Below are 25,610 nucleotides of genomic sequence, written 5' to 3'. Positions count from 1 at the left end.
AAATCCGTTAGTTTAGTTCTTTTCTGCATTTGCTTTTAGCCTCTTAAGGCATGATCTTTGCCAAAAGCAGAAGACTGTAAGGAATGAAGAAGATTGATAAACTTGTATTCGGTTCGTTCATCGGGCCTTTTCTGCTTACTCTCATTGTTGTAGATTTTATCTTGCTTTTAGTAACCCTGCTCAAATATTTTGATCAGATTATGGGTAAGGGTTTGAGTTTTGGTGTATTTGCCAAGCTCATTACATATTTCTCCATTTCCGCTTCTCCCGATGCCTTTCCTTTGGCTGTTCTTCTAAGTTCTATCATGACTTTCGGGAACTTGGGGGAGCATTCTGAATTAACAGCAATTAAAAGTTCGGGTATTTCTTTAGTGAGGTCACTCGTGCCGATTTTTGTGTTCGTTTTAGGTCTTACAGCTTTCACGTATTATTCAAACACAGAGCTTGTTCCAAAGACCAACCTTAAAACTTACAGTCTACTTTGGGATATGCGAACTAAAAAACCAGCCTTAGACATAAAGCAAGGTGTGTTTTATGATGGTATTCCAGGATATAGCATTAAGGTGAATCATAAGGTGGATGATGAGCGCTTGCAGGACATCATCATTTATGATCATACAAATGCTAAAAAGAAAGGCAATAAAGAAGTGATCTTAGCTGATTCAGGTAGAATGTACTCTTTCATGAATCAGCGCTATTTGGCACTTGAGCTTTATAATGGAATAAAATACGATGAAAACACAAATGACACCTACACACAGAAAAAATCAGGTGGTCAGTTTGTGAGAAATAAATTCAGTAAGAGTAAAATCATATTCGATCTTTCTTCTTTTGATATGTCCGAAACAGACCCAAATCTGTTCAGCAGAAGTAGGTTGGTTCAAACCCGTCAGGATTTGGAGGCTGGTATCGATTCCATGGAGCTGAATATTCTGAACAGCAAGAGAATGGTTTTTGAAGAAGCTTCCAGTACTTTCAGGTTCAATAGTGCAAAAGATGTTGAGTTGCCAGAAGGCATGGAATCAAAACGAGCTTACATGGATTCTATCAAACTCGAGAGAAGAAGATTACAGGCTTCAAATAAAGAAGTGGATCAAGATGATTCTTTAGTCCAAAAGGGTCCTGCACTGCCTCCTTCAGCTGGCGGTCCAGCCTTTAATGAGGATGGAGATCCAGAAATTCTACAAGAAACCAGAAAACGGAGTGATATTCCTATGGGTGAACTCAACAAGAAAAAGACCGAAGAGAAGTCTCCTGCTATAAGTGATGAAGAAGCATTGGTGAAATTTGATGAATATTTTGAGAATAAGGTGAGAATGTCCAGCGCATTGGCCAATGCATCCAATGCTGCAAGAATGTTCACAAACAGATTGAAGGCAAGAATCACAACCTTACATTCAGTGGAAAGGGATCAACGTAAATTTAGGGTTACGCGCCAACAGCAGGTATCACGCTCATTTGCTTGCTTAATTATGTTTTTGATTGGTGCGCCAATTGGGGCAATTATTAAAAAAGGAGGTTTGGGGATGCCGGTAATTGTTTCTGTAATTTTCTTCTTGATTTTCTATACCTTAAATACTACAGGAGATAAATGGGGAAAAGAAGGGGTTGTAGAGCCTTTTGTTGCCATGTGGATGTCCAACTTTATATTGTTTCCTTTTGGCTTGTTTTTCTTGCGCCAAGCAAGAAATGATGCCAGACTTTTTGAAGCTGACTTCTATGCAAATTGGATTGAAAAAATCAAAAAACTGATCAAAAGCCGCAAACAATTAAAAACTACCTAACTTGTTTACTAGTAGCTAATAAGTTATCTTTGCGGCTGTTTTATATTATTTTAATAAATTTTAGCTAAGCATGTATTTAACTAGTGAGAAGAAAGAAGAGCTGTTTGAAAATCATGGTCGGTTAAAGTCAAAATCTGATACAGGGTCTCCTGAGTTTCAGATTGCACTTTTTACCTACCGTATCAACCACCTCACCGAGCACTTGAAGACCAACAAAAAGGATCACTCTTCAAGAACAGGGCTTTTAAAACTTGTAGGTAAAAGAAGAAGATTGTTAGATTACCTTTACGAAAACGATATTGAAAGGTACAGATCAATCATCGCTGAATTGAACTTACGTAAGTAATCAATAACATTAGAAAGTAGAAAGGGAGTTCTTTGAATTCCCTTCTTTTCTTATCTACAAGTACTGCTGGTTGAATAATCTCCCCGCGCTGTTCTAAGACAAAAAATATTTTATGCTGAATGTAATTACGAAAACCATCGAAATGCCTGATGGTAAGACAATAACGATTGAAACGGGTAAACTAGCAAAACAAGCCGATGGATCGGCTGTAATCAAAATGGGCAACACTATGTTGCTTGCCACTGTGGTGTCGAGTCAAGATGCCAAAGAAGATGTAGACTTCCTTCCATTATCTGTAGACTATCAGGAGAAATTTGCAGCAGCGGGAAAAATACCTGGAGGATTTTTGAAAAGAGAAGGACGACTTTCTGATCACGAAGTATTGATCAGTAGATTGGTGGACAGAGCCCTTCGTCCGCTTTTCCCAGACGATTATCATGCCGATACTCAAGTTATGATTTCCTTGATTTCTCATGATGACGAAATTCAACCTGATGCTTTGGCTGCTTTAGCCGCTTCTTCTGCTTTGGCAGTTTCTGATATTCCTTTCAATGGGCCGATTTCAGAAGTAAGAGTGGTATTGCACAATGGCGAATTCATTGTAAACCCAAGCAAAGCAATCACTAAAGAAGCTGATCTAGATATCATTGTAGCAGCTTCAATGGAAAATATCATGATGGTAGAAGGTGAAATGAACGAAGTTTCTGAAGCCGAAATGCTTGAAGCTATGAAAATAGCTCATGATGCCATCAAAATTCAATGCCAAGCTCAAATCGAATTGACTGAGCTTGTTGGTAAAACCGAAAAGAGAGAATACTCTCACGAAAACTCTGATGCAGAGCTTTTCGAAAGAATGAAATCAGACCTTTACGAAAAACTTTATGCTGCAGTTTCTAAGCAAACAGCTGATAAGTCTGTAAGAAGTTCTGATTTAAAAGCCATCAAAGAAGAGTGGGTAGGAGCATTACCTGAAGATCATGAATATGACAAATTCTTGATTGGTCAATATTATAAGAAATTACACAAGTCTGCGGCCAGAAACTTTGTTCTTGACGAGCAGAAGCGTTTGGATGGTCGTGATTTTACAGAAATTAGACCTATTTGGAGTGAAGTAGATTACTTGCCATCAGCACATGGTTCTGCAGTATTCACACGTGGTGAAACTCAATCATTGACTTCATGTACGCTTGGAACTAAGCTTGACGAGCAAATGATTGATGGAGCTACCGAAGAAGGTTCTAACAAATTCATTCTTCACTATAATTTCCCTGGATTCTCAACAGGCGAAGTAAGACCTAACAGAGGTCCGGGTAGAAGAGAGGTTGGTCATGGTAACTTGGCTTTAAGAGCGTTGAAAAAAGTTTTACCACCAGTTGAACAAAATCCTTATACAATTCGATTAGTATCTGACATTCTTGAATCAAATGGTTCATCATCTATGGCAACTGTATGTGCTGGTTCTTTGGCACTTATGGATACTGGAGTAAAAATCTCTGGCCCTGTTTCAGGTATCGCTATGGGTATGATTTCAGATTCTGTTACTGGAAAATATGCTATTCTATCTGATATTCTGGGAGATGAAGATCATTTAGGAGACATGGACTTTAAAGTGACTGGAACTGAGAAAGGAATCACTGCATGTCAAATGGACATCAAAGTAGATGGTCTTTCATACGAAGTTTTGGAAACAGCTTTGAATCAAGCTCGTGAAGGTAGACTTCACATTCTTGGCGAAATGAAGAAAGCCATTTCTGAAACTAGAGAAGATTATAAACCACACGTTCCACGTAGCGAAAAAGTTATTATTGCTAAAGATCAAATCGGAGCAGTAATCGGGCCTGGTGGAAAAGTAGTTCAAGAAATTCAGAAAGAAACTGGAGCTACAGTAATCATTGAAGAAGAAGCAAACAATGGTGTTGTTACTGTGTTTGCAGATAATAAAGAAGTGATGAACGCAGCCCTTAAGAGAATTAAGGCAATTGTTGCGGTTCCTGAAGTTGGCGAAATTTATGAAGGTAAAGTAAAATCTATAATGCCATTCGGTGCGTTTATAGAATTCATGCCTGGTAAAGATGGCCTTCTACACATCTCAGAAATCAAATGGGAGCGTGTAGAGAAAATGGATGGCATCATGGAAGTAGGCGAAGAAGTAACCGTCAAATTAGTTGAGATTGACAAGAAAACGGGTAAATACAGACTTTCAAGAAAAGCACTTTTACCAAAACCTGAGAAAAAACAACCAACTAAAGAAGACTAAAGACGTTACTTATTAAGGAACTTTTATTAGATTCCTTAACGTTTATAAATCTGGATAACAATATTTTAAACCACAATTAATTGAATGAGACAGCTTAAAATTAGTAAGCAGATAACCAATAGAGAGTCTCAATCACTTGACAAGTATTTGCAAGAGATTGGAAAGGTTGATCTTTTGACTCCCGATGAGGAAGTGGATTTAGCGAAGAGGATACGCGAGGGAGATCAGTTGGCATTGGAAAAGCTTACTAAGGCTAATTTGAGATTCGTTGTTTCTGTGGCTAAACAATATCAAAACCAAGGTCTTTCATTGGGCGACTTGATCAATGAAGGAAACTTAGGTTTGATTAAAGCTGCACAAAGATTTGATGAAACCAGAGGTTTTAAGTTCATTTCTTATGCCGTTTGGTGGATTCGTCAGTCTATTCTTCAGGCTTTGGCCGAACAATCTAGAATTGTAAGGTTGCCTTTGAACAGAGTAGGTTCATTAAATAAAATTTCTAAAACCTTTTCAGAGCTTGAGCAAAAGTTTGAGCGTGAGCCATCACCAGATGAATTAGCAGAAGTGCTAGAGGTTACTACCAATGAAGTGGTAGACACTATGAAAATTTCTGGTCGTCACGTATCTATGGATGCTCCTTTCGTGCAAGGTGAAGAGAACAGCCTTTTGGACGTTCTTGAAAACGACATGGAAGAAAAACCTGATACAGGTTTGATGAACAACTCTTTGAGAAGAGAAGTGCAAAGAGCACTTTCTACACTGACCCAAAGAGAAGCTGACGTTATTACACTTTATTTTGGTTTGAATGGAGAGCATTCGATGACGCTTGAAGAAATCGGTGAGAAGTTCAATCTAACCAGAGAAAGGGTTCGTCAGATCAAAGAGAAAGCAATTAGAAGATTAAGACATACCTCTAGAAGTAAGGCATTAAAGCCTTACCTGGGTTAATCAACAGAAATATCAGGTAAAAGGGTCTCTTGAAAAGGAGACCTTTTTCATTTAAGCTAAGGAACATCCGTTGTTCAGAAGCTGTTAAACTTTTAGTTTTGAAGATCAAGAAATAGTAAAATGACAGAAGAGAAAGTTAAAGTGCTAATCATCGGTTCCGGGCCAGCAGGTTACACAGCTGCCATTTATGCCTCAAGAGCAGGTTTAAATCCGGTATTGTACACAGGCGGAGAGCCAGGTGGTCAGTTGACTACCACAAATGATGTTGAAAATTTCCCTGGTTATCCTGATGGCATCAATGGCCCTCAAATGATGGTGGATTTTCAAAAGCAGGCTGAACGTTTTAAAACTGATGTGCGCTATGGCTTGGTTACCAAAGTTGATTTCTCAGGCTACCCACACAAGGCCTGGGTGGATGATAATCACTTAATTATTGCTGAATCGGTTATCATTGCAACTGGAGCGAGTGCGAAATACTTGGGACTTGAATCTGAAAAGAAATTTACAAATCTAGGTGTTTCAGCTTGTGCTGTTTGCGATGGATTCTTCTATAGAGGACAAGAAGTTGCTGTAGTTGGGGCGGGTGATACTGCTGCTGAAGAGGCTACTTATTTGGCTAACATTTGCCCTAAAGTGCACATGTTGGTGAGAAGAGATGAAATGAGAGCTTCTAAAATCATGCAGAAGCGTGTGCTTAATACTAAAAACATTGAGGTTCATTGGAATACTGAAACTGAAGAAATTTTAGGAGACGATACCGGAGTTACCGGAGTTCGAATCAAAAATACTCAGACAGGTGAAACCAAAGATTTGGATGTAAAAGGTTTCTTTGTAGCCATTGGTCACAAACCAAATACAGATATCTTCAAAGGCTATTTGGATATGGATGAAACTGGTTATTTGAAAGTAGTTCCTGGAACTTCTAAAACAAATGTTGAAGGAGTTTTTGCTACTGGTGATGCAGCAGATAGAGTATATCGTCAAGCGGTAACAGCGGCTGGTACTGGTTGCATGGGTGCTTTAGATGCAGAGAGGTTCTTAGCGGCTAAAGAAGCTGCTATGGAAGAAGATCAGCAAATTGTGATGTAAAGAATTTTAGGAAAAGCCGTTGAATAAACGGCTTTTCTTTTTTGCTCATTTCTATGGAACTCCTCCAATGGATTTGGGTGTTTACCCTCCAATGTAAATTTGGTCAATACCTAGACCTTATAATTTAAAAGAATGAAACTGGATATACTTGGCCTTGCCGCCCACCCTGACGATATTGAGCTTTCTGCCTCGGGAACCTTGTTGAAAGCTGTTCTAAACGGAAAGAAAGCCGGAATTGTAGATTTTACCAGAGGAGAGTTAGGTACTAGAGGTACGCCAGAAATAAGAGCAGAAGAAGCTCAAAAATCCGCTGAGATTTTAGGTTTAAGTGCTCGTGAGAATCTTGGTTTTAGAGATGGTTTCTTCAAGAATGATGAAGAGCACCAATTGGAGGTCATTAAAATGATCAGGAAATATCGTCCAGAAATCGTTTTGGCGAATGCTTATGACGATAGACATTCCGATCATGGCAGGGCTTCTCAATTGGCCAAAGAAGCTTGTTTTCTTTCGGGTTTAAAGAATATTAAAACTGAACTTAACGGTGAAGCGCAAGAGGCTTGGAGGCCAAAGGTTGTTTATCATTACATTCAAAGTATTCCTTCACAACCTGATTTTGTTGTGGATGTATCGGAGGTTTGGGAAAAGAAGATCGACTCTATTAAAGCATTTGCTTCTCAATTTTACGACCCCAATAGTAAAGAGCCTACTACTTACATTTCCTCACCTGAGTTTTTCAAAATGGTTGAAGCACGTGCCATTCATTATGGTCACGAAATAGGTGTGAAATACGGTGAAGGCTTCAATGTAGAAAGAATGACAGGAGTAGGAGATGTTTTTGATCTCATTTAATGAGATCAAGGCGCCATTCTAAAAGTACTCCATTCCCCGTTTTCTAATTGTTTGTACATAATTCGGTCGTGAAGTCTACTTTGTCGGCCTTGCCAAAACTCAAACGAATCCGGCACAATTCGGTATCCTCCCCAGAAGTCGGGTAAAGGTACTTTGCCCTCCTTGAACTTAGCTTTCATTTCCTGAAGCTTCATTTCCAGAATGCTTCGCGATTTAATGATTTCACTCTGATGAGAAACCCAAGCTCCTAATTGACTTCCGAAAGGACGCGAAGTGAAATAAGCCAGAGATTCTTTGGTGCTAACCTTTTCAACTCTGCCTGTAACCCCTACTTGTCTTTCCAAAGCATACCACGGGAAAAGCACAGAAACATGAGCGTTTTCTGCCATATGTTGAGCTTTTCTGCTTTTATAGTTTGTATAGAAAACGATTCCTGAATCATCAAGGGCTTTCATTAATACGGTTCGCTGAAAAGGCCTATTTTCAGGAGAAACGGTGCTCAATACAAAAGCATTTGGTTCCAAAACCTGACTTTTTTGGGCTTCTTCAAACCATTTTCTGAATTGCTCTATTGGAGAATCGGCTATGCTGTCTAGTTCTAAACTGGCTTGAGTGTACTCTCTTCTTAAATCGGCAATCTTGTCCATATGGGGCATTTTCAAGGTGGTTGGCAAATATAACACAGTAATTGACGAATCTTTGTTTTTGAAATTAGGCATTCCAAAATACGTTCTCTAAATTCAATCCAACGACATATGCAGCTCGAATACGATAAAAATATTCCCGATCCACAAAAAGGAGATCTTCTGATTTCCGAACCTTTTTTGCACGATCCTAATTTTGAGAGGACGGTGATTTTGGTCTGTGAAAATGGTATGGAGGGGACTTTTGGCCTTGTTGTGAATAAAACCACAGACTTACTTCTTGACGAAGTAATGAACGAAACCATAGATTTTAACGGGAAGCTGAATATTGGAGGCCCAGTGGAACAAAACACGCTTCATTACATCCACCGTATTTCTATTCCTATTGAAGGGGCTATAGAAATTGGGGATGGACTTTTTTGGTCGGGAGACTATGAGCAGATAAGGTCTTTAATCTTGACGGGTGTTGTTAGTGAGAAAGATATTAAATTTTTTCTGGGGTACTCAGGGTGGTCCGAAGGTCAACTAAGAGAAGAATTGGACCAACAATCATGGTTTGTTAAACCAAAGGCCAGTGCCAGGCAAATTTTTGACCTCGATGAGGATGAACTTTGGAAATCAATACTCAAAGAAATGGGTGGCAAGTACAAAGTGTTTTCAAATTACCCTGCCGACCCTCGCTTGAATTAATAGTTTTGTTAACTTTGGTTTGTTACGGAGCGGCCCCGAGGCCGAATCAATTGTTATGAGTGAAGAGAAGAATATGCAACCCGGTGATCAGAATGCAGAGGAGAGAGCATCTGATAATAACATCGAAACCACGCAATCAACCCCTGAAGTAGAAGAAAATTCAGTTGTAGAAACTGAAAATAACAGTGTAGAATCTGCTGAAACTCCAGCAGAAGAAACTTCTACTCCTGAAAGCGTTGTAGCGGAAACTGAGACAGAGAATGTCCAGACAGATTCCAACCCAGAAGAGCCAACAGCCGATGCGTCTGAAGATTCAAGTGTTGTTGAAGAAGAGCACCCCGATGAAGAAGAACACGATCATGATGATGAAGAAGATCATCAGGTAATCGACTATTCTAATCACACCAGAGAACAACTGGTTGAAGCGATCGAGGAGCTGAACGGTGAAAATAACTTCAAAAAAATTGATGCCATTTTAGCTCAAATTGAGCCTCTTTTCAATGAATATGAAGAAGAGTTTAGAGCAGGCGCATTGGAGAAATTTGTAGCTGATGGGGGAGAAGAGGCAGATTTTGAATACCGTCATGATAAAATGTACAATCGCTTTGATGCGTCTTTGCGATTGATCAAAGATAGAAAGCACAATTATTATAAAGAGAGAGAAGCCGTTAAAGAGCGAAACTACCAGAAAAAGCAAGACCTTTTGGCAAAGCTTAGAGAACTGGTAGACGAAGAAGCCACAACGAGCCTTAATCCAATCAAAGCAGTTCAGGAAGAATGGAAGGCGGTTGGCCCTGTGCCAAACCAACACAATAGAACACTTTGGGCAAACTATAATGCTTTGCTCGATAGGTTCTATAACAACAGACACATTCTTTTTGAACTTAAAGAACTGGACCGCAAGAAAAATCAAGAGGCTAAAACAGAACTTTGTGAAAAGGCAGAAGCCCTTGATGGAATGGAAAATCTAAAAGAAGCTATTATTCAACTGAATGAGCTTCATGAAGAATATAAAAATATTGGGCCTGTACCTAAAGAAGTTCAAGAAGAGCTTTGGCAGAGATTTAAAGCAGCTTCTGATAAGATTTATCATAAGCGCAAAGATTTCTTAGAAAGCCTCAAAGGTGAGCTTCACGAAAACCTTGAGAAAAAGCAGGCTTTGGCAGACGAACTTCAAGCATTTATTGACTTTGATTCAGATAGAATCAATAAATGGAATGCTAAAACAAAGGAAATTCTAGCTGTTCAGAAAAAATGGGATGCCATTGGAGGCTTACCAAGGGAAAGTGCCAAGGAAGTGAATAAAGCTTTCTGGGGAGCATTTAAGCAATTCTTTAGCAACAAGAATGAATTCTTTAAGAAGTTAGAAGGCCAGCGCCATGAGAATCTTCAGAAGAAGGAAGAATTGGTTGCAAGAGCTGAAGCTCTTCAGGAAAGTACCGATTGGGATTCTACTGCTGATAAACTGAAAGGTTTGCAAAGAGAGTGGAGAGAGATTGGGCCAGTGCCTGAGAAGTTCCGAAACTCAATTTACGAGAAGTTTAAAGCTGCCTGCGATGCGTTTTTTAACAATAGAAGAGCCAGCCAAAGCAAAGCAGAATCTGAATACTCTGAAAACCTGAAGAAGAAAGAAGAGCTGCTAAAACAGATTCTTGAAAAGGCTGAAGCAGGTTCAGGAAATGAAGAAGAACTAGATCAGATTTTAGCAGACTGGCAACAAATTGGTTTTGTGCCAAGAGGCGCTATCAAGTCTATCGAGAATAAACTTTCTGATGCTTTGTCTAAATACGTTGATTCTCTTGATGTAGAAGGGCAAGAGAAGGAGCAGCTTTTGATTAAGGTTGAACTAGGTGGACTTCAAAAAGGGCCGAATGCCGATCGCAAATTGATGCGTAAGGAAGGAGCACTCCGTAAGCAGATTCAAGAGATTGAAGACAATATCTCATTATGGAATAACAACTTGGCTTTCTTTGCTAATTCTAAAACAGCAGATAAGCTAAAAGCCGAATTCGATGAAAAGATCGAAAAGGCTAAAGAAGAATTGACGCACCTGAAACAACAGCTAAGGATGGTGAGAAGCATGTAAGTGCTGGTCTGAAAAAAAATGTAAAATTTATTTCTCTAGGTTTTGCATTTGAAAATAGGCTGCCTATATTTGCACTCGCTTTGAACGAAAAGCCACTAAGAAGCCTCCTTAGCTCAGCTGGTAGAGCAACTGACTTGTAATCAGTAGGTCATTGGTTCGATCCCGATAGGAGGCTCTTAAACACAAAGGGTTACAGAAATGTAGCCCTTTTTTTATGTCAAATTCCCAGTTTTTGGAATAGTAGGTTCGGGGTTTTGAAGCGTATTGTATAAGGCTTCTAACAAGTTGGATAAGTATATCAGTAGGTCATTGGTTCCCCCGAAGCATCGGGGCTGATAGGAGGCTCTTAAACACAAAGGGTTACAGAAATGTAACCCTTTTTTTATGTCAAATTCTCTGTTTTTGGAATAGCAAGTTCGGGGTTTTAAAGCATATTACTTAATGTCTCTAACAGGTTTGATGTACATCAGTAGGTCATTGGTTCCCCCGAAGCATCGGGGCCGATAGGAGGCTCTTAAACACAAAGGGTTACAGAAATGTAACCCTTTTTTTGTATCAAATTCTCTGTTTTTGGAATAGTAGGTTCGGGCTTTTAAAGCGTATTGTATAAGGCTTCTAACAGGTTTGATGTACATCAGTAGGTTATTGGTTCTCCCGAAGCATCGGGGCCGATAGGAGGCTCTTAAACACAAAGGGTTACATTTCTGTAACCCTTTTTTTATGTCGAATTCCCAGTTTTTGGAATAACAGGTTCGGGCTTTTAAAGCGTATTATGTAAGGCTTCTAAAAGGTTTGATGTACATCGGTAGGTCATTGGTTCCCCCGAAGCATCGGGGCCGATAGGAGGCTCTTAAACACAAAGGGTTACAGAAATGTAACCCTTTTTTTATGTCAAATTCCCAGTTTTTGGAATAGCAGGTTCGGGGTTTTAAAGCGTATTGTATAATGCTTCTAACAAGTTTGATGTACATCAAGTAAGTTATTAGTTCCCCCGAAGCATCGGGGCCGATAGGAGGCTCTTATTTTATCCTCAGTATAATAGGGCAGCCCTGCGCTTTTAAGGGTCTATTCTTCCTTTAATACATCGGTTGGGTTGCTACGGGCGGTTTTTAGGGTTTGAAAGTTGGTGACACCAAAGGCCAAACCAATAAGTAACAGTCCCGAAACAATATATTCCAAAATACTTTGTGTGGTATGATATGCAAATGAACCAAGCCATACATTAATGGCATAAACGGAAAGAGGAATGGAAATGGTAAATGCTAAAATGATCAATTTGCCGAAGTAGGAACTGATTAGTTTTAAAATATCACTTTCCTTTGCGCCATAGACTTTTCTCACACCCATTTCCTTTTTGCGCTGCTCGTTGGTATATCGAACAAGCCCTACCAATCCTAAGCAGGCGACAATAACAGAGATTATAGTGTAGGTGGAAATCATTTTACTGAGCTCAGTTTCTTTCTTGGCCAAGCCAGAAAAAGAAGTTTCTAAATAAACGGGCTCAAAGGGCATTCCTGAGCTTATTTCTGTCCATTCACGTTCAATGCTGGCCAAGCCTGATGCTAAATTCAGAGGAGCCAATCTAATCATCAGGTTTGTTCTGCGTAACCTTTTAGAGTAATTGTGAAGGATTAGTGGGGGGATTTCATTCAAAAAAGATTGGTAGTGATAATCCTTTACCACGCCAATGATTTTTGGAGCTGAGCCAGGCCAATTAGGGCTATATATGCTTTTGCCGACCACGCTTGCCAATCCAAGTTGTCTTTTAGCTGCTTCATTGATAATGATAGCCGAGGTGTCACTAAGGATTTCTTCTGAAAAATTTCGCCCTTCTACCATTTGTAAATCAAGAGCATCGATAAAACCAGCATCAATCATATTGGATTGACCTCTGGCTGATAGCGTGTCGCCTTCATGGATTATGCTAACGCTACCGGCATTATAAGTCCCTAATATATCGTAAAAAATATAGCCAGAGCCTAACACTGTACTTTGGTTCGATATCCTCTGTTTGAACGCATCCATTTTAGAATCTGGTAAGTTGGAAGGTTTGATAATTGAAATAACAGCTTCTTTTTGATAGCCAGTATCAATGTTTTTGATGAAATGAACCTGCTTAATAATAACCAAGCTGGCCGTAATGAGGGTGCCTGTAAGTACGAATTGAAATATGACCATGATATTTCTTGCACCTAGAAAGCTAAGTTTTTGAGTTTTTAACTTTCCTCTCAAAATTTGAGTTGGACTAAAGACAGCAGACTTTAAGGTTACATACAGTCCTGCAATGATTCCCAAAGTAATGCCGGCAATCAATATAGAACTAACCAAAACAGGAGAGGACAGTATGCTTAAATCGGCTTGATATAAATGTGTTTTTACGACCGATCGTAGTAAGATTTCGCCTAGCCCAATAGCGAGAACCGCACATAATAAACTGAGCGCACAAGATTCAGAAACCAATCTTATACCAATAGCAAAATGCGTGGAGCCGAGCGTTTTTCTAATGCCTATTTCCTTCGCCCTTACCAAGGATTTTGCGGTGTAAAGAATGCAGAAATTAATGGCCGATATCGCAAGAATCACAATGCCCACAGTTAAAAGTATTCTTGCGAAGAGTAGGTTTCCGGGTGTTCCTGGTTCAAAAAGATTGGTAGCATTAAAGTGGATGTCGGTTAAAGGTTGAACAGGAAAATGAATGTCTCTGGGTTGGCCATTATCATCTAAATAGACCCTTAGCGCTTCTTTCTCTATTTTTTCGTTCAGTAAGGCGATATCTGCTGTGCCATTTGTTCTGAAGAAAACATGGGTGGTGTATCCCCCACGGTTCGGGTCATCATATCTTTCCCAACCACCCCAAGGGTGCTGAGCGATCAGCATGTCGAATTGAAGATTGGAGTTGGATGGAATCTTCTCTAAAACCCCTGTGACTTTGAGTGAAATGGGTTCGTCACCAGCAAACTCAAGTACTAAGGTTTCGCCTAAAACGTCCGAACGATTGAAAAACTTTTGAGCGTAAGCTTCGCTTATTACGATCGATTTGGGTTCACTCAAAGCTTGATGAGGATCTCCAAATTTTAGAGGATAAGCCAAAACCTCCAAAAAATCAGGATCGGTATAAAAACCTTGCCCTTCAGGTATATCGAATTTATTATTTCCAGTACCCAGTACTAAGCTACTTTGGATCGTCTGAAATTTGGTTGCTTGCTCAATTTCTGGAATCTTATCTTCCATCATAGTAACCAAGTGGCCATTGGTGATTGCCCATTTTACCTCCTGATCGCCTCGAATAAAGTAGGTTGTGGAACGAAAGATACGGTCGCTGTCTTTTAAAAATTTATCGAAGCTTACTTCATGATTGTAAATGGTGAGAATAATAGCAAAGCTCGATATGCCGACTATAAGCAAAAGAAAGTAAAGAGAGCTACTATAGATATCACGCTTTAAGTTTCTATAAGCGAGTTTTAAGAAGGAGAGGATCATAGCGGGTTGTTTTGAGTTATTACTGAAGTTGTAAGCTTGAAGGGAATGGCTTGCTAGACGTTGCCGTTCTAACCTTTCCTGAGTAATGGTATCAACAATGAATAATATTTGCAACAATGATGCATAAATGATTAGTGAGTTTTATTCAAATGGCCAAAACTCTTATGGAATCGGTTAAATGAATTATAGTGAAGGAGCTGCTACAGTTTAGCTCAATATTGCCTGATTGTGAAATTGAATCTCGCTAACCTATTGATATATAGATGATAGTGATTTTTTTAAAACTTATAAATGCAACATTGTTGCATTTATAAAACTTTGTTTCTAACATTGTGCATGGTTAAATCAGTAAAGATTTCCTCATTACTGGACAATTGGGGCATTGGCATTTCGCTTGTATGTTGCGTGCATTGCGCGGCCATGCCCCTCTTTTTTATCTCATCTGCCTTCTTGGGTAGCCAAATAGAAATTCTAGAAAAGGTAGAGCTGCCCATGTTTATTATGGCTGCTCTGATTGGGTCAATGTCTGTTTTTCAGACTTATGCTAAGTCTAGAAATTTAAGGCCTGCACTATTCATTGTTTTTGGTATTCTTCTGATTTCAATCGGGGGAATGATGGAAGAAAACCTAAGCGAAGCTGTGTTCCGTGTTTGTGGTTCGCTGTTTATTGTGGCTGGCCATGTGGTTAGTAAAAGGCTTCTTAAAAAACAGGCGGTATGAAGATGGTTTTAGTCATTGTAACCCTTTTCGCCTTTAATTTGGAACTTCAATCTCCAGAAGGTTGGAAGATTTTCGAGAAGGTAGAATTCAACCCAAAATACTTTTCAGAAGTAGGCGCTTATTTCGATGTTCCCACTTTTGATAAAACCTTACTGGCCAAACAGAATACAGAAGTAACACTTTCAGGCTATTACATTCCTCTGGAATTGGATTCGGTATTTATGCTCTCAGCCATGCCATTTAGTTCTTGCTTTTTTTGTGGGGGAAGTGGCCCAGAAACGGTCGCTGAAATTCAGTTCAAAGATATTCCCAATGATTTAGCACCCGATGAGTTTGTGAAAGTGAGTGGAAAGCTGAAACTGAACGATTCGGATATTAATCACATGAACTTCATTCTATATCATGCAAAAATCATTAAGTAATGTAGGGCTTATTGTCGGCTTTTGCTGTTTAAATCTGCTTTCGTGTGGTTCTGGAAACAGTGCGGAACAAAGGCTTTTGGATGATGCTTATGAAAAGCAAACGGAAGCTATTCAGCTTATTAGTCAGATAGAAGATAGAGTAGAGTTGTCCAGTTTTCAGAGAAAAGATAGTTTACTCGAAGCTATTGAAGAGTTGGAAGAAGGGCTTTTTGCCATTCCGGGTCACACCCTCAATTTGCCTGGTCACGAAGGGCATGACCATAGCCACAGTAGGGTTGAGCTTAGTGCCGAAGATATTTTCAAGGTGCAAGAAGAGCTAGTTAGCCAACTACATCAGATTCAGAATACTTTAAAAAATCAATGATGAAATTACCAGTAACTGTGCTTTCCGGCTTCTTAGGAGTGGGCAAGACCACTTTGCTCAATCATGTTTTGCATAACAAGGAAGGTATGCGCGTAGCCGTGATTGTAAACGACATGAGCGAAGTAAATATCGATGCTAATTTGGTAAAACAAGGTAATACGCTCAGCCGAACTGATGAGAAGCTTGTGGAAATGAGCAACGGTTGTATTTGCTGTACACTGCGCGAAGACTTGATAGAAGAGGTAGCCAAATTGGCCCTGGAAAACAAATATGATTATCTGCTAATAGAAAGTACGGGAATTTCGGAACCATTGCCAGTAGCTCAAACTTTTTGGTTTGAAAGTGATGAGTTGGAGGTGAACCTTTTGGATGTATGCGAATTGGATACCATGGTGACTGTGGTAGATGCCATGAATTTTTTGAAAGATTTTGGTTCGCCCGATACCATTGCAACTAGGGAAATGAACGATGAGGACGACAATCGTTCAATCGTAAACTTGCTTACCGATCAGGTAGAATTCGCGGATGTAATTTTGATCAACAAGGCTGATTTGGTGAGCAAAGAGCAACTGAGTTTTCTGGAAAGTGTGATTCGAAAACTAAATCCTAAGGCAAGAATTATTCAGTCTGAATTTGGTAAAGTTCCCTTGAAAAGCATTTTGGCTACGGGTCGTTTTGATTATGAAACAACTTCACAATCGGCTGGGTGGATTCAGGAACTGGAAAATGAACACGAGCCAGAAACCGAAGAATATGGCATCAGTTCTTTTGTTTTTCGGCATAAAAGACCTTTTCATCCAGAACGTTTCTGGAATTATGTGTCTTCTCATTGGCCAGCAAATGTAATCAGAAGTAAAGGTCTGTTTTGGTTAGCTTCCCGGGCCAATGATGCCTTAAGTTGGAGTCAGGCTGGAGGTTCTTTACGAGCAGACTTTGCGGGCGTTTGGTGGTGTTCAATGCCCTTTGAAGAAAGAAGTCGTTATGAATCGTTTGTTGAAAACCGGGATCATATTGAATCGGATTGGAACAGAGAATTTGGAGACCGAAAAAATGAGTTAGTCATTATTGGTCAGCAACTTAGCGAAGCAAAAGTAATGCAAGAACTGGAAGCTTGTTTGTGTTCCGATGAAGAGGTATTCGCTTGGAAAGAGGGCAAAAGCTTTACGGATCCCTGGCCCATTCACTATAATTAAGATGAAGAAATTTACGTTACTCCTCGTCCTTATTTTAAGCCTAGGCTGCGCTAATGGGCCGCGCCAAAGATATTTTTCGAAAGCCGAATATTGGGAACTTTCGGCATTGTCGGCAAAAGAATTAGAGATGGCCAACGAGCTTCTTGCCTATGGTTTGGAGCATGAGGCCATTTATACTTTGTTAGATACGCTGAAACCTATAAGCAGCTTGGGCGCTTCTTTTTCTTTTCCTTTGGCTAAATCTGGTGAAATGAAGGATGGAGATAAATATGTGGCGGATATTGAGTTAGATTCTGTGCAGATGGCTTTGACTGAATTAGAAAGTTGGAACCATATCGTGAATGTTTTATCCAACAATGATTTTCAGTTTTTGCTAATTCCTTATAAACAACCTTGGCATGGGAAGCGAAATCTTCAGATTTTGGTTTGCAGAAGAAGCCAGTTTGATCGATTGATTTCTGAAAAGGCAGGTTTCTTCGGTCAGTGGGGATTCACAGAAGGAGCAAACCCGGCCGCAGTGCTCACTACTATAGAATTTGAAAGCAGAAATGATAGATATCGCGCTTACGGTTACCTTTTCGGTTATCCAGAACATGCAGTGGATTTCTTTGTAAATGCTTCAATTTCGGAAGAGAATACAGGTGAGTTCGTAAAACGAGACTTTTTTAGTATGCCAGTGGCAGTTGGTGAAACAGGATACTTTACCTACGCAACTCCAAAGGAATATGTCCCCACCGAAGTGGATTCCATGATTTACAAAAGGGCAAAAAACACGCTTGCTAAATATATAGAGCTAAAGAAAAACTATACGAATGAATCAGGAAAGCTAAATGCGGTTCATTTGCTTTTAGACTATTGGAAATCAGGCATGTTTGCCCAGTAAAACAGAATGTTAACCATTCTTCATTTCTGTTTAAATTGTTTATGCATCAATGTTGCATATATGATTTTTACTTTCATTATTGCATCACTGTTGCAAATAATCAACCTATGCTACACGCTGTCAACCTAACCAAAAAATATCAAGACCATTTGGCGCTTGATCAACTTAATCTGAGTATTGAGCCAGGAGATATCTATTGTCTTCTAGGGGCTAATGGAGCAGGAAAATCCACTACGATTAACCTCTTTCTCAATTTTATTTCTCCTACTAGTGGTAAGGCTATTATCGACCAGGTAGAAGTTTCTAAGAATCCGCAAGCTTCCAAAAAGCTTATCGCTTATATACCAGAAAATTTGGTTCTCTATAATGAACTCAGTGGTTTAGAGAATTTGGAATACTTTATCGGTTTGGCAGGCATGAAATATCATGAAGATGAATTGATTTCTTTTCTTCAAGAAGCTGGTTTACAGAATGATGCCTTTAACAAAAGAGTAAAAACATACTCTAAAGGAATGCGCCAGAAAATAGGCGTTGCCATGGCCATAGCTAAGAGGGCTAAAGTTTTGTTGCTCGATGAACCAACTTCTGGTTTAGACCCAAAAGCTAGCAATGAATTTTCGGAATTGCTTGTTCGTCTAAGTCAGCAAAATGTGACCACACTTATGGCCACCCACGATTTATTCAGGGCAAAGGAAACCGGTACTCATGTCGGAATCATGAAGTCGGGACATTTGGTTGAACAGCTTTTAACCGCTGAAATCAATCACAACAACTTGGAAAAACTGTACCTCAATCATATGAATAATTGATATGGTTTTCCATGTAGCTCAAAAAGAGATTAAAGAAATGGCCAGGTCTGGTCAGTTTAAATGGATGCTAAGCATAGTGACGCTGCTTTGTGTGGTGGCTGTGTTTGTCAGTCATAAGCAGTGGCAGGAAAAGGAGCACCAGCGTGAATTGGCTGAAAAAAATGCCAGAATGCTTTGGTTGTCGCAAGGTGCTACTAATCCCCATAATGCAGCTCATTATGGCACATATGCTTTTAAACCTCAATTTCCGTTATCATTGATTGATCCTGGAGTAGAAAAATTCACAGGCGTTTCAATATTCTTAGAGGCTCACGCAAGAAATGAGGCAAACAATGTAGCTGCAGCTGACCAGACTGGCCTTTCTCGTTTTGGAGATTTAACTCCAGATTTCATCCTTCTATTCATAGTGCCTTTAATGATTATAGCATTGGGGCATCAAGCGATTATTAAAGAGAAGGAGCAGGGGACAATTCGTATTATCAAAACACAAGGTGTTTCAAACTGGCAACTTGTTTTTGGAAAATGGTTGGGTGTTTATTTGCCAATAGCAGTGCTTACAACAGTCATTTTTGTTGTGGCTGCGCTAGTGTTGAACAATTTCAATTGGAAGTTTTTAGCAATGATGTGGCTGGTTTATATGGTCTACTTTGCAGTTATCAATAGCATTACCCTTGTGGTGTCGTCATTGGCGAATCACTCGGGTATTTCTTTAGTTACTTTATTAGTAATTTGGATTATCAGTTGTCTGGCGATTCCCAAGATCGCCAGCAGCTATACCAACGAAAAGTATCCATATCCTACCCGTCAGGAATTTGAAGCTGCAGTGGCTGACGATAGAAAAAAGGGGCTTGATGGTCATGATCCTTGGAGTGAAGCTTCTAAGAAGTTGGAGGAAGAAACGCTAAAGGCTCACGGAGTTAGTGAGCTTAAGGATTTGCCTTTCAATTTTGATGCATTTAGAATGCAAAAGGGCGAAGAACACGAAGCTGAAATTTACTATAAGCATTACAAAAAGTTAAAGGAAGTTCACAAAGAGCAAGTGTCAGTTTATCAGAATCTGGCGGTTCTATCACCTTTTTTGCCCACTAGGTTTATGTCTATGGCCTTGGCCCATACCGATTATGCCACACACTGGAACTTTACCGATGAGGCTGAAAAGCATAGGGTAGAAATGCAACGTGTGTTGAACACCAACTTTGCTGAAAACTCCAAATTGGGAGATTGGAGCTATAAAGCAGATGCTTCTCTGTTGGAAGAAGTTCCTGAATTTCAGTTCAAAGTAGCCAGCTTTAACCAAACGGTAAAGGCAAATACTACCAATTTGCTCATTCTCTCAGTCTGGCTACTTGCTTCATTTTCGTTATTGTTTTTCGCTTCAACCCGTATTTAAATGTTTACTCATAATGTTCGCCATGAATTACGCTTGCTAAGTCGTAATCAATGGTTTGTTTCTCTTTCAATAGTAATGTGTTTACTGTGTTTATATGCGGGCTATAATGGTCTTCAGCAATTTAACAGCAGACAAGTTGATCAGCGAGATGCCATTTTGGATCAAAGGGCAAAAGAAGATGCGGTTCGCGAGGTGGCCGAAGCTTTAGAAAGAGGGGAGGATCATCCCAATTATTACAGAATGTCACCTATGAATGTGGCAATTGCAACGGGCAAATTAGCTACCATGCCCACCACTGTAATGAGTAAACTGGCCATAGGGCAAAGCGATTTGTATGCACATCAAGTGAAAATCGCTTCTAATGAAGATTTGGCAACACTCAGTTTTAATGAAATGAGCAATCCGGTTCAGCTGCTGTTTGGCAATTTCGACTTGGTATTTGTGTTAGCTTATTTGGTTCCTTTAATCATTATTGCTTTTACGTATAACCTTAAGTCTCAAGAATTAGAATCGGGAAGATTTAGGTTGTTGGCCTCCAATCCTTTGCGCATTAATGTTTGGCTATTTCAGAGGTTTACAATTCGCTACTTTTCTTTGTCGCTGATTCTCGTGGTTAGTTTAGTGGCCACGGTGTTGTGGGTGAAAATTCCCTTCAGTAGTAATTTGCTGCTTTTCTTTTTACTGGCCTTGGCTTATTTAGCTTTTTGGTTTGCGCTTTCTTTTTTAGTGAATATTCTGGGGCATTCTTCCGCTAAAAATGCTGTGTCGTTGCTATCTCTGTGGATTGTTTTGGTATTGATTGTTCCGGCAGTAATTAACCAAGCGGCCAATGTTTTTTACCCTATGCCATCACGAATAGCGTTGCTCAACGAAATACGTGAAACCAAAAGTGAATTAACTAAAGAGCAAGATAAAGTACTTGATGAGTATTTGAGAAATCACCCAGAATTGATCCGTGAGAAAGAAGGGAATACTTATGCTTATTGGCAGAGTTATTTTGCAAGCCAAGAAATGATGGAAAAGGAACTTACACCATTAACAAATAGCTTCGAGGCACAATTAGAAAAGCAACAAGCCTGGGTGGATTCATGGAGGTTTGTAAGTCCTGTAGTGCTTTTTCAAGATGCCGCAACTGATGTGGCAGGTACTTCTTCAAAGAATTATAGTTTATTTAAAAGTGAGGTTAAGGCTTTCAGCTTGTCATGGAGAGCTCATTTTATGCCCTTCATTTTTGATAACAGCATGCTCAAGCTCAGCGACCTTGAAGAGCTTCCAGAATTCAAATTCAGATCAACAACTTCACCTTCAGTCTATATCAATATGGCTGCTCTTTTGGTAATTGGCTTCGTTTTCATAGCCCGTGGCCTAGTTATAGAAAGAAGAAGACCAGTGATGGAAGTTGTTTGAGGTTGAATCAATTATCGTTAAAAAATTAAACCCACTGTGATTTCACAGTGGGTTTTTGGTCTGTACTAATTGTATGAGTAAAATAAGGCTTTGGTAACTGATTAGTCAGCTACATTAAACCTTAATTTTTTAAAATCAGATAGCTGTATGGCTCTAATGTTAGGGTGGTTGTCAAGTTGAAGTTTTCTCCTGTCATGGTGTTTTGCCATGCAGTGTTAGCCAATTCGCTGGACAGGCTGTAACTCACACTTGAATTACGAACATTTACCAAAACCAATACTTCGTTAGAACCTTCTTTGCGCTTGAATGCAGCTACATCTTGACTGCTGAAATCGCTGATTGAACCTCGTTTAATAGCATTGCTTCCATTTCTGATAGAAATGAGCTGCTTGTATTCCGTTTCTATCTCTGGATTTAGAGACCAATCGATTGGTGAGGTGGTACCTTCAAAGAATAAGATTTGATTTGGGTAACCAATTTCCTGTCCGTTATAAAGCAAAGGAACGCCTCCCATAAATGTAGAAATCACGAAAGCTGACATTGATCCTCGCTGACCATTGAATTTTTCAATAGGAGTAGTGTCCCACGCATTGTCGTCATGGTTGGTAATCCAACGAAGAATCTGATCGCCTTGCGGAATGTTAGTGTAATCCGATGAATTTGTTGATGAAAGCTGTTTGGCAGAAGCGTTTTCGTTGTAAACTTTATTCAAAGTTTCGTAGAAATTCCAACCAAAGGTTAAATCAAAACCAGCCGTTAATAAAGACTTATCTCTCGCTTCAGCAAACATAACCAACTTCCGTTCTGGAATAGCTCTGATTTGACTGATAGCCGATTGCCAAAAATCGTTCGGAACTCCTTCGGCATAATCGCAACGGTAACCATCAATGTTGGCTTCCAAAACCCAATATTTCATTGCGCTGATCATGGCATTTCGCATGTCTTGGCTATCGTAATTAAGGTCGGCAACATCGGTCCAGTCTTGTGGACTTTCAATATTTCCTTCATTATCGCGGGTATACCACGAAGTATTTTTGATCCATTCATTATCCCAGGCAGTATGGTTGGCTACCCAATCAAGAATTACGGCCATATCTCTTTTGTGAGCTTCTTTTACAAAAAGCCTAAGGTCTTCCAAAGTACCAAAGTCTGGGTTTACCTCTTTGTAGTTTTTAACCGCATAAGGCGAACCTACGCTCTTCAAGTCGCCTGTAGTGTAAATAGGCATGAGCCAAATTACATTTACGCCCAGGTCTTTGATTTCGTCCAATCTTTCCATCGCACCAGCGATATCCCCTGAATTGCTGAAAGCTCTCAGGTTGATTTCGTACATCACGATATCAGCCGTGTTAGGAACTCCCTCAAATGGAACATCGTATTGTACAGGTTCTTTATCGGGGTGAATGGTATCGAACTTAACAGGATCTTCCTTGCACGAAGCATTTGCCACATTGATGAAAGCCATCATGAGCAAGGATTTGAAACGGTAGTTTATAAACTTAAACATCTTCTAGATTTTGATTTTAAAGTCCTTCTCTGGGTTTAGAGAAGGACTTTTTATGTGAAAAAAGACTGCTTTAATCTGTTGATGTGGTTTACAGATTCATCATCTCAATTTTAAAGCAGCCCTTTATGAGTTAATTCTTCTTCAATTCGTAGGTGTAAGCCCCAGGCACATGAAGGTCTAAGGTTATGGTGTAGTTTCCATCGGATGGAACTGTCAACTGAGGTTGGTCAACATAAGCTTTCCATGGGTGATTGGCATAAGCCAAATTGCCTTCAGCATCGATACCAAAATCCAAAGCCCAAGCTTTGTTCGCTCTAAATTTGAACGAACCGTCCGCTACCATGTCGGCAGTTGCAGACCAAGTTTGTGAATCAGGATCGTAGGTAAGTTCAGTGTCAGTATCCCAACCTCCAGGCGTTGCGGCACCAAGTATTCCCCAATCGGTTTTCATCAACAAGTAAGTCATGTCGTTCAAGTTGATTGAGAATAAATAGTAACCGTCTGAAGGCGCTGCAAAGTTGTCGCCTGCATAATTAGCTTCGAAAATTACGCCATCGTTTTTGGTGCCGTAAGAAGTTGAACCCCAATCAGGTGCAGTGTAAACTTTGAATTCGTTAGTTCCGCCCGCAGGAATGAAGATATAGCCTTCATAAATGCCATTGTCTTCAGTAGAAACTATGGTGCTTGGTTCTCCAATATTCCAACCCTGAAAATCACCAGCAATGTATAAAGCTGGATATTCAGGATTCATTACGGTTTCTTCATAGGTAGTAATGTTCACCACTTGAGGTTGCGAAAACACATATCTGTCTACGTAAGCTTTTATGCGAAAAGCGAATTTGCCTTGAGCTCCGGCTTCAATTTCAAAATTATTGATGGCCATTTGATTCAATTCTTTTACGATAAAAGAAGTTGAAAGAACCTCATCACCGATGGTTTTCTCCCAAGCATTTGCCCATTGAGAAGTGTCATCTACAGTTGTGATTTGAACGGAATAAGTAACGGTAGCTTCGCGAAGAAAGTCAACGGCTTCCCAGTTTACAGTTAGTGCTGTGGAAGATGAATCTTCTTCCACAAGCACTAAATCATTGCTAGAAACCGTAATGGGGTCTGAGAACACCACATTAGAGAGTACAGTCAATTCTGGTTCTTCAGCACAACCAATGAAGGCCAAGAGTGCCAGAATCAATCCAAATAAGTTGTATTTCGTTTTCTTCATTTTATTTCAGATTAAAAACCAGGATTTTGAACAAGGTTAGGGTTGGCATTTAATGCAGCGGTTGGAATAGGGAAGAGCTTGAACTCTGCACCTACAGCAGGAGCTAAATCATGAGCTTCGGTAAATTTGCCAAACCTGATCATGTCTTGTCTGCGATGGCCCTCCCATGTCAATTCAAAACCTCTTTCATTATAAATATCAGTGAGGGTTGGGGCGCTAGCTAGCGCTGAAAGACCAGCTCTTTCTCGCACTTGATCTACGAAAGTTTTAGCCGCACCCGCTTGACTCATTCTTACTAAGCATTCAGCTTTCATCAATAAGAAATCGGCATAACGGTAAATTGGGAAATCGTTAGATGCGCCACCGCTGTTTGCTGGTAGGGCAGGGTAAAATTTAAGGTTTCTGATTCCCGCGTTTGGAGCTGCTCCTGGATCGTTGAGATTGGTAACTACAGGATCGTAATTGATGAAACCTGCTGGTTGTGGGCCAGAAGGATCGGGGCCAAATCTGAACTGATTTTTACGGATGTCATTATTATCAAACTTGTCAACATATTCCTTCGGAACAATAGTGCCATTCCAAGCGCCAGAACCTACCAAAAGTGTTCCGTCAGTTCCGCCTAAAGTTCTGATTGAGAAGATGTTTCTTCCTACAACATCTAGCGTGGTATAAATCGCTAGAATGGTTTCATCGTCAGGACAAACATCTCCGAACAAATCATAATATTCGCTTCCTAGTGGGTGTGAACTAGCGGCTCCTGAATGAAGGCTAAAACCACCTTCTTCCATTTTTTCGATAGCTGCTAGACATTCGCTCCACATTGGAGTGCCGGTATAAACTTCAGCATTCAAATAAAGCTTGGCCAAAAGTGCATAGCCAGCCCACTTGTTGAATCTTCCGTAATATTCTCCGCCTTTGGCCGAAGTAAGATTCTCTACATTGTCCGAAATTTCTTGAACAATAAATTGAAAGATGTCTTCTCTTTTAGCCTGCGGAATATTCTCAACTGACTGATTGTTTTCTGTGAAGAAAGGCACATCTCCAAAATCATCGATCAACAAATAATAGAAGAATGAACGAAGCATTTTGGCTTCTGCAATTTTACTGGCTTCAGCATTAGCGGCTTCCAACTGTTCTATGGCTAGGTTTGCTCTGAAAACAGAAGTGTAAAGCCAGTTCCAAGTGTTGTTGAACAAATAGTTTGTCGGAATCCAATCACGAAGGTAGATGTATGCGAACTCCAATTGCCAGTCGCCAGTATTGCGGTGAGGAATCACCTGCTCATCAGACGACATGCTATTCAAATCATACCAGCCATTATCGGCACCAGCATAGCCTACGCCATTCCAGTTTCCAGGAATTTGAGCATAAACGCTGGCCAAGGCAGCATCAGAACCTTCTTCCGAAGCGTAAAAATCCTTTGCGCTATACTTATCATAAACTTCTTCGTCAATGTTCGTACAGCTAAAGACTACGAACAGAGATGCGATCAAGAGATTTGTTATTCTTTTCATGTTTTTCAT

Annotated in this window: 21 protein-coding genes and 1 tRNA gene; 17 read left to right on the top strand and 5 right to left on the bottom strand. The window is 39.9% G+C overall.

Annotated elements, in window-relative coordinates; all coding sequences use genetic code 11:
- Window positions 1–83: 83 nt before the first annotated feature.
- The 6 genes from ACXACJ_RS08810 to bshB1 all read left to right on the top strand — a co-directional run bounded on the left by ACXACJ_RS08810 (window position 84) and on the right by bshB1 (window position 7,273).
- Window positions 84–1,784, top strand: coding sequence for an LptF/LptG family permease (locus tag ACXACJ_RS08810; protein WP_475133994.1), 1,701 nt, complete (start codon window positions 84–86; stop codon window positions 1,782–1,784).
- Between the two features lie 70 nt (window positions 1,785–1,854).
- Complete coding sequence (gene rpsO / locus ACXACJ_RS08805; RefSeq protein WP_475133993.1) at window positions 1,855–2,130, top strand: 30S ribosomal protein S15; 276 nt, start codon at window positions 1,855–1,857, stop codon at window positions 2,128–2,130.
- A gap of 112 nt (window positions 2,131–2,242) precedes the next feature.
- Window positions 2,243–4,387, top strand: a complete 2,145-nt coding sequence (locus ACXACJ_RS08800) for a polyribonucleotide nucleotidyltransferase (protein ID WP_475133992.1) — start codon at window positions 2,243–2,245, stop codon at window positions 4,385–4,387.
- Window positions 4,388–4,471: 84 nt separating this feature from the next.
- Window positions 4,472–5,335 (top strand): sigma-70 family RNA polymerase sigma factor, encoded by an 864-nt coding sequence (locus ACXACJ_RS08795; RefSeq protein WP_475133991.1) that lies wholly within the window; start codon window positions 4,472–4,474, stop codon window positions 5,333–5,335.
- 120 nt (window positions 5,336–5,455) lie between these two features.
- Window positions 5,456–6,424, top strand: coding sequence for a thioredoxin-disulfide reductase (gene trxB / locus ACXACJ_RS08790; protein WP_475133990.1), 969 nt, complete (start codon window positions 5,456–5,458; stop codon window positions 6,422–6,424).
- A 132-nt stretch (window positions 6,425–6,556) separates the two neighbouring features.
- Entirely contained in the window at window positions 6,557–7,273 is a 717-nt protein-coding gene (bshB1, locus tag ACXACJ_RS08785) for a bacillithiol biosynthesis deacetylase BshB1 (RefSeq protein WP_475133989.1), read from the top strand.
- A 5-nt stretch (window positions 7,274–7,278) separates the two neighbouring features.
- Here bshB1 and pdxH read toward each other — a convergent pair whose 3' ends face one another.
- Window positions 7,279–7,920, bottom strand: coding sequence for a pyridoxamine 5'-phosphate oxidase (gene pdxH / locus ACXACJ_RS08780; protein ID WP_475133988.1), 642 nt, complete (start codon window positions 7,918–7,920; stop codon window positions 7,279–7,281).
- Window positions 7,921–8,028: 108 nt separating this feature from the next.
- On the opposite strand from pdxH, the gene ACXACJ_RS08775 reads away from it, so the two are divergent.
- The 3 genes from ACXACJ_RS08775 to ACXACJ_RS08765 all read left to right on the top strand — a co-directional run bounded on the left by ACXACJ_RS08775 (window position 8,029) and on the right by ACXACJ_RS08765 (window position 10,868).
- The gene (locus tag ACXACJ_RS08775; protein ID WP_475133987.1) at window positions 8,029–8,607 is read left to right on the top strand and encodes a YqgE/AlgH family protein; all 579 of its coding nucleotides are present in this window, start codon (window positions 8,029–8,031) and stop codon (window positions 8,605–8,607) included.
- 55 nt (window positions 8,608–8,662) lie between these two features.
- Window positions 8,663–10,693 carry a DUF349 domain-containing protein gene (locus tag ACXACJ_RS08770; protein WP_475133986.1) on the top strand — a complete coding sequence of 677 codons (2,031 nt, stop codon included), beginning with the start codon at window positions 8,663–8,665 and terminating at the stop codon, window positions 10,691–10,693.
- A gap of 102 nt (window positions 10,694–10,795) precedes the next feature.
- A tRNA-Thr gene (locus tag ACXACJ_RS08765) sits at window positions 10,796–10,868 on the top strand.
- 890 nt (window positions 10,869–11,758) lie between these two features.
- Here ACXACJ_RS08765 and ACXACJ_RS08760 read toward each other — a convergent pair.
- Window positions 11,759–14,173: an ABC transporter permease gene (locus ACXACJ_RS08760; RefSeq protein WP_475133985.1), complete on the bottom strand. Its 2,415-nt coding sequence runs from the start codon at window positions 14,171–14,173 to the stop codon at window positions 11,759–11,761.
- A gap of 336 nt (window positions 14,174–14,509) precedes the next feature.
- On the opposite strand from ACXACJ_RS08760, the gene ACXACJ_RS08755 reads away from it, so the two are divergent.
- From ACXACJ_RS08755 to ACXACJ_RS08720, 8 genes are all read left to right on the top strand, one after another.
- Window positions 14,510–14,893, top strand: coding sequence for a MerC domain-containing protein (locus ACXACJ_RS08755; protein WP_475133983.1), 384 nt, complete (start codon window positions 14,510–14,512; stop codon window positions 14,891–14,893).
- Window positions 14,890–15,315 carry a hypothetical protein gene (locus ACXACJ_RS08750; protein WP_475133981.1) on the top strand — a complete coding sequence of 142 codons (426 nt, stop codon included), beginning with the start codon at window positions 14,890–14,892 and terminating at the stop codon, window positions 15,313–15,315. Before ACXACJ_RS08755 ends, ACXACJ_RS08750 begins: the two co-directional genes overlap by 4 nt.
- A complete protein-coding gene (locus ACXACJ_RS08745) occupies window positions 15,296–15,679 on the top strand; it encodes a hypothetical protein (protein WP_475133979.1) in 384 nt (127 codons plus the stop codon). The genes ACXACJ_RS08750 and ACXACJ_RS08745 overlap by 20 nt, the downstream gene beginning before the upstream one ends.
- Window positions 15,676–16,872 (top strand): GTP-binding protein, encoded by a 1,197-nt coding sequence (locus tag ACXACJ_RS08740; RefSeq protein WP_475133978.1) that lies wholly within the window; start codon window positions 15,676–15,678, stop codon window positions 16,870–16,872. The genes ACXACJ_RS08745 and ACXACJ_RS08740 overlap by 4 nt, the downstream gene beginning before the upstream one ends.
- A 1-nt stretch (window position 16,873) precedes the next feature.
- Window positions 16,874–17,755 carry a hypothetical protein gene (locus ACXACJ_RS08735; RefSeq protein ID WP_475133977.1) on the top strand — a complete coding sequence of 294 codons (882 nt, stop codon included), beginning with the start codon at window positions 16,874–16,876 and terminating at the stop codon, window positions 17,753–17,755.
- Between the two features lie 107 nt (window positions 17,756–17,862).
- The gene (locus ACXACJ_RS08730; RefSeq protein ID WP_475133976.1) at window positions 17,863–18,564 is read left to right on the top strand and encodes an ABC transporter ATP-binding protein; all 702 of its coding nucleotides are present in this window, start codon (window positions 17,863–17,865) and stop codon (window positions 18,562–18,564) included.
- 1 nt (window position 18,565) lies between these two features.
- The gene (locus tag ACXACJ_RS08725; RefSeq protein ID WP_475133975.1) at window positions 18,566–19,954 is read left to right on the top strand and encodes an ABC transporter permease; all 1,389 of its coding nucleotides are present in this window, start codon (window positions 18,566–18,568) and stop codon (window positions 19,952–19,954) included.
- Complete coding sequence (locus ACXACJ_RS08720) at window positions 19,955–21,361, top strand: DUF3526 domain-containing protein (protein WP_475133974.1); 1,407 nt, start codon at window positions 19,955–19,957, stop codon at window positions 21,359–21,361.
- A 121-nt stretch (window positions 21,362–21,482) separates the two neighbouring features.
- Here the strand turns inward: ACXACJ_RS08720 and ACXACJ_RS08715 are convergent, their stop codons facing one another.
- The 3 genes from ACXACJ_RS08715 to ACXACJ_RS08705 form a co-directional block, all read right to left on the bottom strand.
- The gene (locus ACXACJ_RS08715; protein WP_475133973.1) at window positions 21,483–22,868 is read right to left on the bottom strand and encodes an alpha-amylase family glycosyl hydrolase; all 1,386 of its coding nucleotides are present in this window, start codon (window positions 22,866–22,868) and stop codon (window positions 21,483–21,485) included.
- A 130-nt stretch (window positions 22,869–22,998) separates the two neighbouring features.
- Window positions 22,999–24,087 (bottom strand): SusE domain-containing protein, encoded by a 1,089-nt coding sequence (locus ACXACJ_RS08710; protein WP_475133972.1) that lies wholly within the window; start codon window positions 24,085–24,087, stop codon window positions 22,999–23,001.
- 11 nt (window positions 24,088–24,098) lie between these two features.
- Complete coding sequence (locus tag ACXACJ_RS08705; protein ID WP_475133971.1) at window positions 24,099–25,601, bottom strand: RagB/SusD family nutrient uptake outer membrane protein; 1,503 nt, start codon at window positions 25,599–25,601, stop codon at window positions 24,099–24,101.
- Window positions 25,602–25,610 lie beyond the last annotated feature (9 nt).

This window comes from Roseivirga sp. AWQ4_251 (assembly GCF_056158225.1).
The sequence above is the reverse complement of the archived record's forward strand: the minus strand, read 5'-3'. Positions and strand labels throughout refer to the sequence as shown.

Coding starts and splice junctions, on each gene's coding strand:
- ACXACJ_RS08810 (WP_475133994.1), top strand. CDS start 84: ATGAAGAAGATTGATAAACTTGTATTCGGTTCGTTCATCGGGCCTTTT.
- rpsO (WP_475133993.1), top strand. CDS start 1,855: ATGTATTTAACTAGTGAGAAGAAAGAAGAGCTGTTTGAAAATCATGGT.
- ACXACJ_RS08800 (WP_475133992.1), top strand. CDS start 2,243: ATGCTGAATGTAATTACGAAAACCATCGAAATGCCTGATGGTAAGACA.
- ACXACJ_RS08795 (WP_475133991.1), top strand. CDS start 4,472: ATGAGACAGCTTAAAATTAGTAAGCAGATAACCAATAGAGAGTCTCAA.
- trxB (WP_475133990.1), top strand. CDS start 5,456: ATGACAGAAGAGAAAGTTAAAGTGCTAATCATCGGTTCCGGGCCAGCA.
- bshB1 (WP_475133989.1), top strand. CDS start 6,557: ATGAAACTGGATATACTTGGCCTTGCCGCCCACCCTGACGATATTGAG.
- pdxH (WP_475133988.1), bottom strand. CDS start 7,920: ATGGACAAGATTGCCGATTTAAGAAGAGAGTACACTCAAGCCAGTTTA.
- ACXACJ_RS08775 (WP_475133987.1), top strand. CDS start 8,029: ATGCAGCTCGAATACGATAAAAATATTCCCGATCCACAAAAAGGAGAT.
- ACXACJ_RS08770 (WP_475133986.1), top strand. CDS start 8,663: ATGAGTGAAGAGAAGAATATGCAACCCGGTGATCAGAATGCAGAGGAG.
- ACXACJ_RS08760 (WP_475133985.1), bottom strand. CDS start 14,173: ATGATCCTCTCCTTCTTAAAACTCGCTTATAGAAACTTAAAGCGTGAT.
- ACXACJ_RS08755 (WP_475133983.1), top strand. CDS start 14,510: ATGGTTAAATCAGTAAAGATTTCCTCATTACTGGACAATTGGGGCATT.
- ACXACJ_RS08750 (WP_475133981.1), top strand. CDS start 14,890: ATGAAGATGGTTTTAGTCATTGTAACCCTTTTCGCCTTTAATTTGGAA.
- ACXACJ_RS08745 (WP_475133979.1), top strand. CDS start 15,296: ATGCAAAAATCATTAAGTAATGTAGGGCTTATTGTCGGCTTTTGCTGT.
- ACXACJ_RS08740 (WP_475133978.1), top strand. CDS start 15,676: ATGATGAAATTACCAGTAACTGTGCTTTCCGGCTTCTTAGGAGTGGGC.
- ACXACJ_RS08735 (WP_475133977.1), top strand. CDS start 16,874: ATGAAGAAATTTACGTTACTCCTCGTCCTTATTTTAAGCCTAGGCTGC.
- ACXACJ_RS08730 (WP_475133976.1), top strand. CDS start 17,863: ATGCTACACGCTGTCAACCTAACCAAAAAATATCAAGACCATTTGGCG.
- ACXACJ_RS08725 (WP_475133975.1), top strand. CDS start 18,566: ATGGTTTTCCATGTAGCTCAAAAAGAGATTAAAGAAATGGCCAGGTCT.
- ACXACJ_RS08720 (WP_475133974.1), top strand. CDS start 19,955: ATGTTTACTCATAATGTTCGCCATGAATTACGCTTGCTAAGTCGTAAT.
- ACXACJ_RS08715 (WP_475133973.1), bottom strand. CDS start 22,868: ATGTTTAAGTTTATAAACTACCGTTTCAAATCCTTGCTCATGATGGCT.
- ACXACJ_RS08710 (WP_475133972.1), bottom strand. CDS start 24,087: ATGAAGAAAACGAAATACAACTTATTTGGATTGATTCTGGCACTCTTG.
- ACXACJ_RS08705 (WP_475133971.1), bottom strand. CDS start 25,601: ATGAAAAGAATAACAAATCTCTTGATCGCATCTCTGTTCGTAGTCTTT.